This window comes from Rhodoferax fermentans, from assembly GCF_002017865.1.
Taxonomy (GTDB): domain Bacteria; phylum Pseudomonadota; class Gammaproteobacteria; order Burkholderiales; family Burkholderiaceae_C; genus Rhodoferax; species Rhodoferax fermentans.
The window spans coordinates 16,718-31,958 of sequence record NZ_MTJN01000002.1 but is presented as its reverse complement, the minus strand read 5'-3'; the positions used below and the strand labels follow the sequence as shown (position 1 = coordinate 31,958).

Annotated in this window: 11 protein-coding genes, 1 tRNA gene and 1 pseudogene; 3 read left to right on the top strand and 10 right to left on the bottom strand. The window is 59.1% G+C overall.

The window, feature by feature from the left end; translation table 11 throughout:
- Nucleotides 1-2: 2 nt before the first annotated feature.
- From RF819_RS00255 to RF819_RS00250, 3 genes are all read right to left on the bottom strand, one after another.
- Nucleotides 3-1,364: a tyrosine-type recombinase/integrase gene (locus RF819_RS00255; protein WP_078363126.1), complete on the bottom strand. Its 1,362-nt coding sequence runs from the start codon at nucleotides 1,362-1,364 to the stop codon at nucleotides 3-5.
- A gap of 687 nt (nucleotides 1,365-2,051) precedes the next feature.
- Nucleotides 2,052-2,195, bottom strand: a complete 144-nt coding sequence (locus RF819_RS21200; protein ID WP_158081206.1) for a hypothetical protein — start codon at nucleotides 2,193-2,195, stop codon at nucleotides 2,052-2,054.
- Nucleotides 2,196-2,243: 48 nt separating this feature from the next.
- Nucleotides 2,244-2,317, bottom strand: a tRNA-Gly gene (locus RF819_RS00250).
- A 134-nt stretch (nucleotides 2,318-2,451) separates the two neighbouring features.
- Between RF819_RS00250 and RF819_RS00245 the strand changes: the two genes are divergently transcribed.
- Nucleotides 2,452-3,171, top strand: a complete 720-nt coding sequence (locus tag RF819_RS00245; protein WP_158081205.1) for a heparin lyase I family protein — start codon at nucleotides 2,452-2,454, stop codon at nucleotides 3,169-3,171.
- 44 nt (nucleotides 3,172-3,215) lie between these two features.
- Here the strand turns inward: RF819_RS00245 and RF819_RS00240 are convergent, their stop codons facing one another.
- The 7 genes and pseudogenes from RF819_RS00240 to gabT form a co-directional block, all read right to left on the bottom strand.
- Entirely contained in the window at nucleotides 3,216-4,694 is a 1,479-nt protein-coding gene (locus tag RF819_RS00240) for an NAD-dependent succinate-semialdehyde dehydrogenase (RefSeq protein ID WP_078363124.1), read from the bottom strand.
- A gap of 130 nt (nucleotides 4,695-4,824) precedes the next feature.
- Nucleotides 4,825-4,995: pseudogene (locus RF819_RS21995) on the bottom strand (arginase family protein); the annotation flags it as partial.
- Between the two features lie 156 nt (nucleotides 4,996-5,151).
- The gene (locus RF819_RS00230; protein ID WP_078363123.1) at nucleotides 5,152-5,970 is read right to left on the bottom strand and encodes an ABC transporter permease; all 819 of its coding nucleotides are present in this window, start codon (nucleotides 5,968-5,970) and stop codon (nucleotides 5,152-5,154) included.
- Between the two features lie 24 nt (nucleotides 5,971-5,994).
- Nucleotides 5,995-7,236, bottom strand: coding sequence for an ABC transporter permease (locus RF819_RS00225; RefSeq protein WP_078363122.1), 1,242 nt, complete (start codon nucleotides 7,234-7,236; stop codon nucleotides 5,995-5,997).
- Between the two features lie 27 nt (nucleotides 7,237-7,263).
- Nucleotides 7,264-8,295, bottom strand: a complete 1,032-nt coding sequence (locus RF819_RS00220) for an ABC transporter substrate-binding protein (RefSeq protein WP_078363121.1) — start codon at nucleotides 8,293-8,295, stop codon at nucleotides 7,264-7,266.
- A gap of 62 nt (nucleotides 8,296-8,357) precedes the next feature.
- A complete protein-coding gene (locus RF819_RS00215; RefSeq protein ID WP_078363120.1) occupies nucleotides 8,358-9,449 on the bottom strand; it encodes an ABC transporter ATP-binding protein in 1,092 nt (363 codons plus the stop codon).
- Nucleotides 9,450-9,530: 81 nt separating this feature from the next.
- Nucleotides 9,531-10,823 (bottom strand): 4-aminobutyrate--2-oxoglutarate transaminase, encoded by a 1,293-nt coding sequence (gene gabT, locus RF819_RS00210; RefSeq protein WP_078363119.1) that lies wholly within the window; start codon nucleotides 10,821-10,823, stop codon nucleotides 9,531-9,533.
- A gap of 255 nt (nucleotides 10,824-11,078) precedes the next feature.
- Between gabT and RF819_RS00205 the strand changes: the two genes are divergently transcribed.
- Nucleotides 11,079-12,473, top strand: a complete 1,395-nt coding sequence (locus RF819_RS00205) for an aminotransferase-like domain-containing protein (protein WP_078366687.1) — start codon at nucleotides 11,079-11,081, stop codon at nucleotides 12,471-12,473.
- 110 nt (nucleotides 12,474-12,583) lie between these two features.
- Nucleotides 12,584-15,205 (top strand): alanine--tRNA ligase, encoded by a 2,622-nt coding sequence (alaS, locus tag RF819_RS00200; RefSeq protein WP_078366686.1) that lies wholly within the window; start codon nucleotides 12,584-12,586, stop codon nucleotides 15,203-15,205.
- The last annotated feature ends 36 nt before the right edge of the window (nucleotides 15,206-15,241 follow it).

The following is a 15,241-nucleotide window of genomic DNA, read 5'->3' as shown; positions in this document are numbered from 1 at the left end:
GGTCATACGTGGACAACTGCTGACAATTGCGTAAGCTTGACACCCAAAGTGTCGAACGCTCGTGCTTGTTCGCTTTCACGACGGTCACGTATGTAAATACGAGTGACACGACTTTGAATCATGTGGTTCAGGCATTCATCGATCACATCGCTGCCAATACCTAAACCGGCCATCAATGTGGCAGCCGTTCGCCGAAGATCATGAGCAGTCCATTTGCCTCCGGACAAAATGAGCGAATCGGTGGCCGCAGTACGATTCATCAGGCGCTTGTCCGGAGTGCGTTGACGGTCGGCAAGTTGTTTGCCAAAAGACTTGACGCAAACAGGGCTGGTGCTTTTTGTATTGGGGAAAACCCACGGTACGCTCTCCCGGTAGGCTTGGAGAGAGGCGAATTTTTCCAGAGCAAAGTCACTCAGGTGGATCGTATGTGGTCGCTGGTTTTTTGTGTCCGGCAGATGCCAAGTGCGTGCCACCATGTCGATATCTGACCACTGGGCATTCATGAGTTCGCCAACACGGCAGCCTGTCGCCAGAACGATCCATATAGCAAGTTCGCTGCGTGCGCCCATGTTGGCCTTTGGCAGTTGCTTGGCCAAAGCTGAGATTTCGTCAACAGACAAGACCCTTTCACGTTCAGTTTCTGCGCCACCCGCTTGGCGTTTGGTGATCGTATCGAGGGGATTGCGATCAACGATTTCGCGCGCCAGGGCAAAGTGGAACATCTGCTTCAAGTCAGTCAACAGTACATTGCAAGTGCGCAATTTGCCTTCCGCCTTGACGGCATCCAATATGGCCAGCAGGTCTGCTTTACGCACCTCGACGGCAGCGACGTCCCCCAGAGCTGGAAATATGCGTCGTTCAAATTGTTCGCGACTGTATTGGCCGCCGTCCTTTCTGCCGCTTCGTTTGCCATCAGTGCGCAGATGGGGCGTCAGTTCCGTGGCTGCCCAACGGTCAAACAGCTGACGAATAGTCAGGCGACGTTGCTGCTCCAGCTGCGTTTTTTTGGTATCAAGATCCACCTGGACTTGAAGCGCTTGTGTGGCTGCAATCTTGTCAGCCTCCACTTTCGCAAAGTGACGCCGCAGGTCTTTGATGCCAGACTGGTATATCTTGGACCACTGGCCTGCCATGGCCCGGGCTTCACCCAACTTCAGTCCAACGGCACCTTTGGGGTCATAGGTGCCAATGGGCAGGGTGTCGCGGTTTCCGTCGCTGGTGGTGTAGCGGAAATAGAAGGCACGCTCACCTCGGGAGGTGATGCGTGCCAGGAACCGACCAGCACCGCGCGGGCCGTCTTCGGTGATCCATACATCACCTGTGGTGGCCGTTGCCTGCATCTGTCGGTCAGTGATAATGCCCATCAACTACCCCTTGCATGAAACAAAACTCTAATTCCTGGTTGCCGTTCGGTTGCCGTTTCTCGGCGGATTTCATTGTATGTGCTTGGATGGCTTTGGACGGTGAAAGTTCACAAGCTATTGATTTGTAAAGAAGAAATGTGTTTTCCTGAATGCTATTGGACGGCAAAAAACGTGAAATTTCTTGTATGGGGTGCAAGGGGTAGAAGGTTCGAATCCTTTCACACCAATAAAATCAAGGACTTAGAGCAGAAATGCCCTAAGTCCTTTTTCTTTGTTGTCGTCTAATCGCTCCATTGTCCCAACCATTGTCCCAACCGTGTTCGAAGCTGGGGCTATGCCAACCGTTGTCCCAACCGCTGCTGGCATGCACTGCGTCAATCCGCGGAGTAAAAAAGTTCTAAATTCTGACTGGCAACTTGACTTTGTTGCTCCAGGATTGCCAGCATGTTGAAGTTTGGTCTTGGCAACACCAAGTCAACCTGGACTGAGCTGCAGAACCGAAAAATCAGAAACCTAGGAATGTTTTCAATGCTAGGCGCCATAACCGGTGACATCGTTGGCTCGCCGCATCGGGTAGCTTCATTCGATCGAAACCGCTGGCTGGCCTTTTTAAGTCGAAACTGATGACGGTCTTGCTCTGGCTAAAGTGGCTTCTTTGGCCGAAATACGCAAGAACACCGGGGGCGGTCAATCGCGGCCGGTCAGGGTACGCAAGCGTTGCGCGACTTCGGCCTGAAGATTCTGGCGACCTTCACCGTTGTTCTGGTAACGCAGGTGCCTGATGAAAGCGATTTTGCACAGCGCACCTTTGTATAAGTGAGCTGTAGCCACGGTGTAAAATCTTGTTTTCTTAATTGAAATCAATGACTTATCTAGATGTGGAGCGGGTGAAGGGAATCGAACCCTCGTATGAAGCTTGGGAAGCTGCCGTTCTACCATTGAACTACACCCGCGTACTCCGGTATTTTAACCCCCAAGTGCGGGGCACCCAAGCAAACCTGTTGATGTGATTTTGAAACAGCACCACACACCACAGCCAACGCTTGACAGCAGCGCCACCGTGAGACCGAACTGTTGGATCACCTGTTTGGCAATCGGGCTGTTTGTCATTTGTACTTTGACTGCGCAGGCCCAGGAGTTGGCCCCCTGGTCCTTCAAGCGCAGTTTGAACACCTCGGCTTATGGCTACACGCTGGTGGAAGACAACACCGCTGGTGCGCCCAGCGCCAAGGTCGAGCGGTTTGAAGTCAGGTCGGGTGACTGTGGCGCGCAACCCGGCTGGTCGGACTGCGACAGTGACCGTGAACGCTCGGAGCTGTCCGAAAACGGCAGTGCGCCACTCGGCAGCGAATACTGGTATGGCTGGTCTTTTTATCTGCCGCCCAACCATCCCAATATTTATCCGGCCAAAGTGGCCTTCGGGCAATTTCACCAGCGTAACAGCAGATCACCCGCGTTCATGTTTCAGAACGATGCCGGTGGTTTGCTGATCGACAAGAATTTTGGCCACAGCACCGAGCACGTGCCGCTGATCAGTCAGGACGATTTGCTCGGGCGCTGGCATCACATCGAGGTGCATGCCAAGTGGGACAAGCTCGACGGGTTTTTCAGGGTCTACGTCAACGGTGACCTCCGATACGAGACCACTGGCAGCACAACTTCGGGCGCGGGCATCTACTTCAAGTACGGGCTCTACCGATCTTTCCTGTCCCGTTACAAAACACGTTTTGGCACACAGGAGGTACCCACCCAAGTGGTTTTGTTTGCCAAGGTTCGCCACGCCAACACCCGCCAGGGTCTGCAATAACGCCCATGCTCCCGGCTGGCCCAACGGGTTGGCAAGCTCGGTGTTTACTTCAGGATGTCCCCAATACACAGGTACTTGATTTCCACGTAATCATCCATGCCGTGGTGTGAGCCTTCACGACCCAGGCCGGACTGTTTGACACCACCAAAAGGCACGTGTTCGGTCGCCAGAATGCCAACATTGGCACCGACCATGCCGTATTCCAGCGCTTCGCTGACGCGCCAGATGCGTCCGACGTCTCGGGTATAGAAATAACTGGCCAGGCCGAATTCAGTGGCGTTGGCTGCGTCAATGGCTTCCTGCTCGGTGTTGAACTTGAACACCGGGGCAAACGGGCCAAACGTCTCTTCTCGGGCGCACAACATGTCAGCCGTGGCATCAGCCACCACGGTGGGCTCGAAGAACTGCCCGGTGAGTCGCTTGCCACCGGCCACCAGTCGGCCACCTTTGGCCAATGCATCCTGCACATGGCGCTCCACCTTTTGCAGCGCGGCTTCTTCGATCAGCGGGCCCTGGTTGACACCGTCGTCAAAGCCGTTGCCCACCTTGGCGGTCTTGACCTTGGCCGCAAATTTGGCCACGAACGCGTCGTAGACACCGGCCTGCACATAGATCCGGTTGGAGCAGACACAGGTCTGGCCGGCGTTGCGGTATTTGCTGGCAAAAGCGCCTTCCACTGCGCTGTCAATGTCGGCATCGTCAAACACGATGAACGGTGCATTGCCGCCGAGTTCGAGCGACATTTTTTTGACCGTGGGGGCGGACTGTGCCATCAGGATACGACCGACTTCGGTGGAGCCGGTGAAGCTGATGTGGCGCACGATGTCGCTGGCACACAAGACCTTGCCCACCGCAATCGAGTTGTCGGCGTCGGCGGTGACCATGTTGAGCACACCGGCCGGGATGCCCGCGCGGATCGCCAGTTCGGCGGCGGCCAGTGCGGTCAAGGGAGTAAGTTCGGCCGGTTTGATGACCACGGTACAACCCGCAGCCAGGGCCGGGGCCACCTTGCGCGTGATCATTGCAATCGGGAAATTCCAGGGCGTGATCGCAGCGCACACCCCAATCGGTTGGCGCAATACCAGCAAACGGCGGTTGTTGTCGAACTGGGGCAGGGTTTCGCCGTTGACCCGTTTGGCTTCTTCGGCAAACCATTCCACAAAACTCGCGGCGTAGGCGACTTCACCCTTGGCCTCGGGCAGGGGTTTGCCTTGTTCGGCGGTCATGATGCGGCCCAGATCGTCCTGGTTGGCCATGAGCAAATCAAACCATTTGCGCAGGATGATGCTGCGTTCCTTGGCAGTTTTGCTGCGCCAGGCTGGCCAGGCCGCATTGGCGGCGGCGATGGCGGCTTCGGCATCCAACGCGCCCAGGTTGGCCACGTCGGCCAATTTCTGGCCGGTGGCGGGGTCGAGCACATCAAAGCGGCCGGCACCCGTGACCCAGGTGCCGTTAACCAAGGCGTCCGTCTTGAGCAGGCTGGGGTCTTTGAGCTGGGACAGAGGGGAAAGCGTGGTTGACATGAAAACTCCTGAATGTATAAAAAATGCGGATCTAGCCCTTATTCAATAAGGGCGAGTAGCTTCTGAATTGCTAGCGCCTGAGTACCCCAGGCAACACACACAACATCTCGAACAGCAGGTTGGCGCCTAGTCAGGCGGTGTTGCCAGACGTGTCATACGGTGGCGACACCTCGACCAGATCACAGCACACCATGTTAAGCCCGTAGCAGCCGCTGTTGATCTCCAGCGCCTGCGGCGTTGTGGCGACCGGCAGACGCATCATGCTGGCCATGCCGCCAAAACGCGGCATGGCATTGCCAGGCAAGGGCTGGTTTTTGGGAGCAGCTGGGGTCATGGATAGCTTGTTTTTACTTGGGCATTCAGCAGGCAGTGATATGAATGGAATTGGTCTCTGGCCCTTATGAAATAAGGGCTAACAGCTATCAATACAATACTATGGTAGAGACCACAGATCGGCCTAGCGCCGCCGCCCACGCAACCACTCCAGCACCAGCAAGAGGCTGGTGGTGAACAAAATCAGCAGCGTGGCCACGGCCGCGATGGTGGGCGAGATGTTTTCCCGGATGCCGGTGAACATCTGGCGCGGCAGCGTGGTTTGCTCGGCCCCGGCCAGGAACAGGGTCACCACCACTTCGTCGAACGAGGTGGCAAAGGCAAATAGCGCGCCCGAGATCACGCCCGGTGCAATCACCGGCAGGGTGATGCGTCGGAAGGTGTTGAACGGTGTCTCACCCAGGCTCAGTGAGGCGCGGATCAGGTTGTCGTTGAAGTTGGCCAGTGTGGCCAGCACCGTGGTCAGCACAAAGGGGGCGCCCAAGGCGGCATGCACCGCAATCAGCCCGACATAGGTGTCGGTCAGGCCCAGCGGCGCAAAGTACAGGTAGGTGGCCACACCCACCACGATGATCGGCACCACCATGGGTGCAATCAGCACCGCCATGAGCAGGCCCTTCAAGCGGAAGTCGGTGCGCGCCAGTCCCACGGCGGCCAGTGTGCCCAGCACGGTGGCGATGATGGTCGCCGCAGGCGCCACGATGAAGCTGTTGCGCGTGGCGTTGGCCCACTCGGGTGCGTTGAAGAGGTTTTCATACCAGCGCAGCGACAGACCCGGCATGGGGTAACTCAGGAAAGAGCTGCTGGAAAACGACAGCGGGATGATGGCCAGGATCGGGGCCAGCAGGTAGATGAGCACCGCCACGCAGACCAGGCGCAGCAGCCACCAGCCCGCCTTGTCGGCCAGGGTGTAGTACAGAGGAAATTGGGGCAGCTTGAACATGGGGGTCTTCCGATCACAGTGCTTTTAGGCCAGGGCCAGGTCGGTCTTGCCCAGACGGCGGTACACACCATAGAGCAGCATGGTGGTGGCCAACAGCAGGGCACCCAGCGCGCAGGCCATGCCCCAGTTGACTTCGACATTGGTGTAACGGGCAATGTAATAACTCAGCATCTGGTCGTCGGCACCACCGAGCAGGGCCGGTGTGATGTAGTAACCAATCGACAGGATGAACACCAGCAGGGCACCTGCACCGACGCCGGGCAGGGTTTGTGGCACATACACGCGGGCAAAGGCGGCCAGCGGCGCACTGCCCAGCGACACCGCAGCACGCACATAGGTCGGGGGCACACTTTTCATGACGCTGTAGAGCGGCAAGATCATGAATGGCAGCAGGATATGGGTCATGGAAATGATCACGCCGGTGCGGTTGAACAGCAGCTCCAGCGGCTTGCTGATGACACCGATGTCGATCAAGGCGGTGTTGATCAGCCCTTCGGACTGCAGCAGCACAATCCACGCGGCCACGCGCACCAGGATCGAGGTCCAGAACGGCACCAGCACCACAATCATCAGCAGATTGGCCTGGCGCTCGGGCAGGGTGGAGAGCCAGTAGGCCAGCGGGTAGGCCAGCAGTAGGCACATCACGGTGATGATCAGGCTGACCTGGAAGGTGCGCAGCAAAATGCCGCCATAGGCGCGTTGCTCTTCGGGCATGCGCGCAATATCACCCTGGGCATCGCGGCGCAGATCGACCGACGCCAGCAGGTAGTCGGGTGTCCAGCGTGAGCCGTTTTTGGCGATGGCTTGCCAGAATTCTGTTTCTGCCCAGCGCGGGTCTTTGTCCAGCAGTTGTTGGCGCACCGCTTCTGCATCCCCTTCGATAGGTAGGGCCCGGTAGGCGCCCATGATGAGTGAGCGGGCACCGGGCGCTTCGGTGTTGAGGCGGCGCGCCAGGGCGCCCGCGTCCGACGTGTCTGGCAGGTGGGACAGGTCTTTCACCAGCGCTGCATAAGCGCCAGCGTCGGGTTGGGACTGGCGGTCCCAGGTGGCCAGGGCCTTGACCGTGGTGGGCAGGGCCTTGGCCACCTCAGGGTTTTCCACCGCACGCATCAGCAGCGCAGCTATTGGGACCAGCAGCGTCAGCAGCAGAAACACCAGCAAAGGCACCGTCAGCGTGAAGGCCCGCCATTTGCGGCGTGACTGTGCACGCGCGAGTGCGGCGCGCAGGTCGCCCAAGGGCGGGTTGGCACTGGTTGGCATCGGCATGGTGGGCTGCTCCTGAGCTGCGGCGGTTTACTGGGTGGCCCAGGCGGCGAAACGTTTTTCCAAAGCCTCGCCCTGGTCAGCCCAGAACGTGGTGTTGAACTGCAGCGAGTCCTTGGCGTTTTTGTCCGAGGTGGGCAGGTTGTCGAGCACCTTCTTGTCCAGCTTGGCCAGGGCCTTCTTGTTGGTCGGGCCGTAGGCGATGTTCTGGGCGTAGACGGCCTGGTTTTCCGGCTTGGAGGCGTAGGCGATGAACTTGTAGGCGGCGTCTTTTTTGGCCGTGCCCTTGGGGATCACCCAGTAGTCCAGGTCATAAATGCCACCGGGCCAGTAGATCTGCAGGTTGCGGCCTTCGCGGTTGGCAGCGTCGACACGGCCGTTGTAGACGGTCGAGAGCACCACGTCACCGGCCACCAGGAACTGGGGTGCCTGGGCACCGGCTTCCCACCACTGGATGCTGGGTTTGAGTTCGGTCAGTTTCTTGAAGGCACGCTCGGCACCGTCTTTGGTCGCCAGCACCTTGTACACGTCAGCCGGTTTCACGCCGTCGGCCAGCAGGGCAAATTCGAGGTTGTAGCGGGCACCCTTGCGCATGCCGCGTTTGCCGGGGATCTTTTTGGTGTCAAAGAAGTCGGCCCAGCTGGTGGGGGCGGTCTTGAGTTTGTCGCCGTTGTAGGCCATCACGGTGGACCAGACAAACACACCCACGCCGCATTCGCTCACCGCAGAGGGCAACAGGTCAGCCTTGGGGGCAATCCTGCTGTAATCGAGTTTTTCGAACAGGCCCTCGTCGCAGCCACGGGCCACGTCGGGGGATTCCACCTCGACCACGTCCCAGGTCACGTTCTTGGTGTCGACCATGGCCTTGATCTTGGCTTGTTCACCGTTGTATTCCACAGCGGTCACCTTGATGCCCTCTTTGGCAATCGGTTCGTAATAGGCCACTTTCTGGGCATTGGCATTGGCGCCACCGAAGTTCACCACAGTGATGGCTTCTTGCGCGTGCGCCGACAGGGTGAGGCAGGCTGACAGGGATGCCAGTGCGATCAGGCTTTTTTTCATGGGGAACAGTTCCTTTGGGTAGTGGGTGAAGGGCAGGGAGGGAAAACGGAAGTGCCAACAGCTCACACGGCGTAGATGCGTGTGTACTCGGGCGGGAACGCCAGGTACACCGTGCTGCCAGGCTCGGGCGGGTGTTGGGCACAGGGGTGGATCAATGCGAGTTTGACCACCGCCTGGGGCTGCTCGGGCCCCAGCTTGCACAACAGGCGCACATGGTCACCGTAATAAACGATGTCTACCACCTGGGCCGTCAGGCAGTTGGATGGGCTGGGTGCGTCCAGGGACAAGGCAATACGTTCAGGGCGGACACAGGCCTCCACCTTTGCGCCGCTGGTACTCTGGTTGATGTTGAGTCCGCGCAGGCTCACCCCCAGGCCAGTGAGGTGGATGCTGCTGGCATCCTGCCCCAGCGTGCCGCGCAGCACCGTGCTGTCGCCCACAAAACCGGCCACAAAGCGGTTGGAGGGGGTCTCGTACAGCGACTGGGCATCGGCCAGCTGCTGGATGATGCCTTCGTTGAACACCGCCACGCGGTCACTCATGGTCAGGGCCTCACCCTGGTCGTGGGTCACGTAGACAAAGGTCACACCCAGCTGGTGGTGCAGTTCCTTGAGCTCGATCTGCATGTGTTCACGCAGCTGTTTGTCCAGCGCACCCAGCGGCTCATCCATCAGCACCAGTTGCGGGTTGAACACCAAGGCCCGCGCCAGCGCCACACGTTGCTGTTGGCCACCTGAGAGCCGGGCCGGCAACCTGTCCCCCATGCCCGAGAGGCGCACCATGTCCAGCGCCTTCTTGACACGTTGCTCCTGCTCGGCCTTGGGCACATCGCGCACCGTGAGCGGGTAGGCCACGTTTTGCGCCACGTTCATGTGGGGAAACAGCGCGTAGTTCTGGAACACCATGCCAAAGTTGCGTTTGTGTGGTGGCGTGCCGGTGATCTGGCGGCCATTCAACAAAATGTCTCCGGCGGTGGGCGACTCAAAACCAGCCAACATCATCAGCGTGGTGGTCTTGCCCGAACCCGATGGCCCGAGCAGCGACAAAAATTCACCACTCTGGATATCGAGGTTCAGGTCACGCACCACCAGGGTGCTGCCGTCGTAGGTCTTTTGAATGCCGGAGAAGCGGACCAGGGGTTCGGATAAGGCCATTATTTGCTATTCTTTCAAAAGCACTCTAAGCCCATGGAATAAGGGCTACAAGCTGTTTTAGCTACGCAAATAGTGTGCCAGTCAGGCCGTTGCTGCCAGGCAGGCTTCGATGATGTCCAGGCCCTCATTCACGATGGCGTCGCTGGCGGTCAAAGGCACCAAGATACGCACCACATTGCCGTACGTGCCGCAAGTCAGCAGGATCAAGCCACGCTTGGTGGCCTCCGCTGCCAGCGCTTTGGCCAGTTCTGCACTGGGTTGGTGCACATCACCGTCCTTGCACAACTCAAAGGCCACCATCGCACCCAGACCGCGCACGGCGGCAATGCGTTTGTCTTTGGTCGCCATCGCTTCCAGACGCGTGACCATGTGGGCACCCATGCTGCGGCTGCGTTCCAGCAAGTTGTCTTTCTCAAACACATCCAGCACCGCCAGCGCAGCGGCGCAAGCCAGCGGGCTGCCAGCATAGGTGCCGCCCAGGCCGCCCGCTGCGGGTGCGTCCATCACTTCGGCACGACCCACCACCCCCGAGATCGGGTAACCACCGGCCATGGACTTGGCCATGGTGATCATGTCGGGGGCCACACCGCTGTGTTCGATGGCAAACCAGGTGCCGGTGCGGCCAGCGCCTGTCTGGATCTCGTCCACAATCATCAAAATGCCGTGTTGATCACACAGGGCGCGCACACGTTGCAAAAAGTCTGTGGGCGCCACATTGAAGCCACCTTCACCTTGCACTGGTTCCACAATGATGGCTGCCACGCGGCTGGCTTCGACATCGTTCTTCAAGATCGATTCGATGGAGGCGATTGAGTCATCCACACTCACGCCGTGGGTTTCGTTGGGGAACTGGGCGTGGAAAATTTCGCCAGGGAAGGGGCCAAAGCCGGTTTTGTACGGTGCCACCTTGCCGGTCAGTCCCAGGGTGAGCAGGGTGCGGCCGTGGTAGCCGCTGGTGAAGGCAATCACCGCGCTGCGTTTGGTGTGTGAGCGGGCGATCTTGATCGCGTTTTCCACGGCCTCGGCACCCGTGGTTAAAAACAGCGTCTTCTTGGCAAAGTCGCCGGGCGCCAGGGTGTTGAAACGTTCGGCCAGTTCCACGTAGGACTCGTAGGCCAGCACCTGGAAGCAGGTGTGGGTGAACAGGTCGATCTGCGCCTTGACGGCTTCCTTGATTTCGGGGCGACCATGGCCGGTGTTGAGTACCGCAATACCACCGGCAAAGTCGATGTAGCGTTTGCCCTCCACGTCCCAGATCTCGGCGTTCTCGGCCCGCGCGATGAACACTTCGTGGCTTTGGCCCACACCACGGGGAATGGCGGCTCTGCGGCGGGCCATCAGGTCGGCATTGGTTTTGAGGGTTTTGGTCAACATACTTCTCCTAAGCAGTGGGTGATTTAGAAAACACAGTTGATGCACTGTAGAGTTGTTGATCTGGATCAACCATATACAGTCAGGACTATTTTGAGGATGTACTGTGCAGGTCCCGCACACAATACAGTGCAACCCTATGACAAACACACTTGGCACAGGCCGTGCTATTTCCTTGGGATGGACACATTGAACACGCCGTATCGGGGCATGAGCCTGGACAATGTGGCCATCGTCCGCCCACCCAACAGATTGCTCATGTTGACACTGAACCCCCAGAGTTCCACACCCCTGGTCCTGCAGATCGTGGCAGGTTTTCGCGCTGACATCGAAGACGGCTCACTGCGGCCCGGCTCCAAGGCACCGTCCATCCGCCAGTTTGCCCACGCCCACAATGTGAGCGTATTCACCGTGGTCGATGCTTATGACCGCCTGGTGGCCCAGGGTTATTTCTCTTCCCGGCCGCATTCGGGTTTTTTTGTCAAGAACCGACCGCTGTCGGTGGCAGCGGTGGCAGGTGACGGCCCGAACTTCAACTTTGATTCGATGTGGTACCTGCGCCGCATTTTTGAGAACCGGGCGCTGCGGCTGAAGCCGGGCTGCGGCTGGCTGCCGGGAGACTGGTTGTTTCAGGACGGTGTGCGCCGGGCGCTGCGCAGTCTGGCCACCGAAGAGACGGAGCTCAGTGGTTATGGTGAACCCAAGGGATACCCTCCTTTGCGCCAACTGGTGTGTGAGATGCTGGCAGAGCAGGAAATCTCGGTGCCGCCCGAGCAGGTGTTATTGACCCAGGGCTCCAGCCAGGCCATGGACCTGGTGGCGCGCAGACTGATACGCCCGGGCGACGCGGTGCTGGTGGATGATCCGGGCTACCCGAACCTGCTGTTTTCACTTCGCTTCCTGGGCGCGCGCCTGATTGGTGTGCCACGCACACCCAACGGCTACGATCTGGCCGAGCTGGAACGGCTGGTGATTGAAGAACAACCCAAGGTGTTTTTCACCCAGCCACGGCTGCACAGCCCGACGGGCTCGATTGCCCAGCTCTCGCATCTGCACCGGGTGATGCAGTTGGCCGACAAACACAACTTTCTGGTGGTCGAGAACGACATTTACGCCGATCTGGACCCGGAGCCCCGTCCGTCCCTGGCCAGTCTGGACCAGCTCAACCGCGTCATCTACATCAGCAGCTTCTCCAAAACCATTTCACCCAATATCCGTGTCGGTTATGTGGCGGCCAGCCCGGACCTGTTGGAAGACCTGGCTCAGCTCAAGATGATCTCAGGCCTGACCTCAAGCGAGTTCAGTGAACGCCTGGCCCACGGTGCCCTGACCGATGGCCGCTGCCGCAAACATGTCAAGGGTCTGCGCGAACGCCTCGCCAAGGCCCATGTGGCCACCGCCTCCCTCTTGCTCAAGGCCGGGTTTGAGATATTTTGTGAACCCAAGGCTGGCATTTTCTTGTGGGCCAGGCATCCGGCTCTGGAGGACTCGGCGGAGCTGGCTTACAAAGCGGCTGAACAGGACATTTTGCTGGGCCCGGGACATCTGTTCAGCCCCGACCTGCGCACCAGCCCCTGGATACGCTTCAATGTGATCTTCTGTGACGAGCCAGCGCTGTTTGCCTTTTTGGAGGCACAGTGCAAAACAGGTTGATCCCCTAAAATCAGATACTTTGACCTTTGCGCGCCTGCTCTCGTGGCGGGTTTGCTTCTGCTTATGCCCGTCCTCATTCTGTCAACCAGGTTTTCCAAGCCATGAATTCAATTGCCACCCCGGCCAGTGTTGCCGACATCCGCAAGACCTTCCTCGACTTCTTTGCCTCCAAAGGCCATACCGTGGTGGCGTCGAGCCCGCTCGTCCCCGGCAACGACCCGACACTGATGTTCACCAACTCGGGCATGGTGCAGTTCAAGGACGTGTTCCTGGGCACCGACAAACGCTCTTATGTGCGCGCCGCCTCGGTACAAGCCTGCCTGCGTGCCGGTGGCAAACACAATGACCTGGAAAACGTGGGCTACACCGCACGCCACCACACGTTTTTCGAGATGCTGGGCAACTGGAGTTTTGGTGACTACTTCAAGCGTGAGTCGCTCAAGTGGGCTTGGGAGTTGCTGACCGAGGTCTACAAGCTGCCCAAAGAGCGCCTGCTGGCCACGGTCTATGCCGAAGACGACGAGGCTTATGACATCTGGACTAAGGAAATTGGCCTGCCGCCTGAGCGTGTGATCCGTATTGGCGACAACAAGGGTGCACGCTACAAGTCAGACAACTTCTGGATGATGGCCGACACCGGCCCCTGTGGCCCATGCTCCGAGATTTTTTACGACCACGGCGACCACATCCCTGGTGGCCCCCCGGGCAGCCCCGACGAAGACGGTGACCGCTTCATCGAGATCTGGAACAACGTGTTCATGCAGTTCAACATGGCCGAGGACGGCTCGGTCACGCCGCTGCCCGCACCCTGTGTGGACACCGGCATGGGCCTGGAGCGCCTGGCCGCCATCCTGCAGCACGTGCACAGCAACTACGAAATCGACATTTTTGCGGCGCTGATCAAAGCCGCCGCACGTGAAACCCACACCACCGACCTGGCCAACCCTTCACTCAAGGTGATTGCCGATCACATCCGCGCCACCGCATTTTTGGTCAGCGACGGCGTGTTGCCGAGCAACGAGGGTAGGGGCTACGTGCAGCGCCGCATCATCCGCCGCGCCATCCGTCACGGCTACAAACTCGGCCAAAAAACGCCGTTTTTCCACAAACTGGTGCCCGATCTGGTGGCGCAAATGGGGGTGGCTTACCCCAACCTGGCGTCCCAAGCGGATCGCATCATGGAGGTGCTGCGTGTTGAGGAAGAACGCTTCTACGAGACGCTGGCCACCGGCATGCAGATTCTGGACGACGCTCTGGTGGACGGCGTCAAGTTGCTGCCGGGTGAGGTGGCGTTTAAATTGCACGACACCTTTGGCTTCCCGCTGGATCTGACCAATGACGTCTGCCGTGAACGCGGTGTGACGGTGGACGCCGCTGGTTTTGAGGCTGCCATGGAAGCGCAAAAAGCCAAGGGCCGCGCCGCTGGCAAGTTCAAACAAGACAAGGCGCTGGAGTACACCGGTGCTGGCAACGAGTTTGTCGGTTACGACCACCTCACAACCACTAGCGAAGTTGTAGCTATCTACGTAGACGGTACCAGGGCTGAGGCCTTAAATGAAGGTCAATCTGGTGTGGTGGTGCTGGCAAGCACCCCGTTCTACGGCGAAAGTGGTGGTCAAGTGGGTGACGCTGGCGCCATCTTCTCGGACCACGCCTTGTTCGAGGTGGCCGACACCCAGAAGATCAAGGCCGACGTGTTTGGCCACCACGGTGTGCTCAAAACCGGCAGCCTCAAAGTGGGCGACGGTGTCACAGCCCATGTGAACGCCAGCCTGCGGGTGGCCACCCAGCGCAACCACTCGGTCACCCACCTGATGCACAAGGCGCTGCGCGAGGTGCTGGGCAGCCATGTGCAGCAAAAGGGCAGTTTGGTCAATGCTGAGCGCACCCGTTTTGACTTTGCCCACAACGCCCCGGTGACCGACGCCGAAATCCGTGAGATCGAAGCCCGCGTGAATGCCGAAATCCTGAGCAATGCCGCGACGCAAGCGCGTGTGATGGACATCGAATCGGCCCAACAAACCGGCGCCATGATGTTGTTTGGTGAGAAGTACGGCGAATCGGTGCGGGTGCTCGACATCGGCAGCAGCCGTGAGCTGTGTGGTGGCACCCATGTGCAGCGCACCGGTGACATCGGTCTGTTTAAGATCGTGGCCGAGAGCGGTGTGGCATCCGGTGTGCGCCGGATTGAGGCCGTGACTGGCGAAAACGCTTTGCATTATTTGCAGCACCTGGAAGACAGCCTGGGCCATGCTGCGGCTGTGTTGAAGACCCCAGTGGCCGAGGTGAACGACCGGATTGCCTCGGTGCTGGAGCACGTCAAGGCCCTGGACAAGGAACTGGCCGCCCTCAAAGGCAAATTGGCTTCTGCCCAGGGTGACGAACTGCTGAGCCAGGCGCGTGAGATCAAGGGTGTCAAGCTGCTGGTGGCGCGCCTGGAAGGTGCCGACGTCAAGACACTGCGCGACACCATGGACAAACTCAAGGACAAACTCAAAACCGCGGTGGTGGTTCTGGGTGTGGTCGACGGCGCCAAGGTGCAGATCGCTGTCGGCGTGACCGCTGACACCACGACCAAGGTCAAGGCCGGTGAGCTGGTGAACTTTGTCGCGGCGCAGGTCGGTGGCAAAGGCGGCGGCAAGCCCGATATGGCCATGGCCGGTGGCACCGAACCCGCCAAATTGGCAGACGCGCTGGCCAGTGTGTTGGCCTGGGTTGAGCCGAAGCTCTAAGCGCTATTTAAGTCGTAGCTAATAGCCCTTATGGTA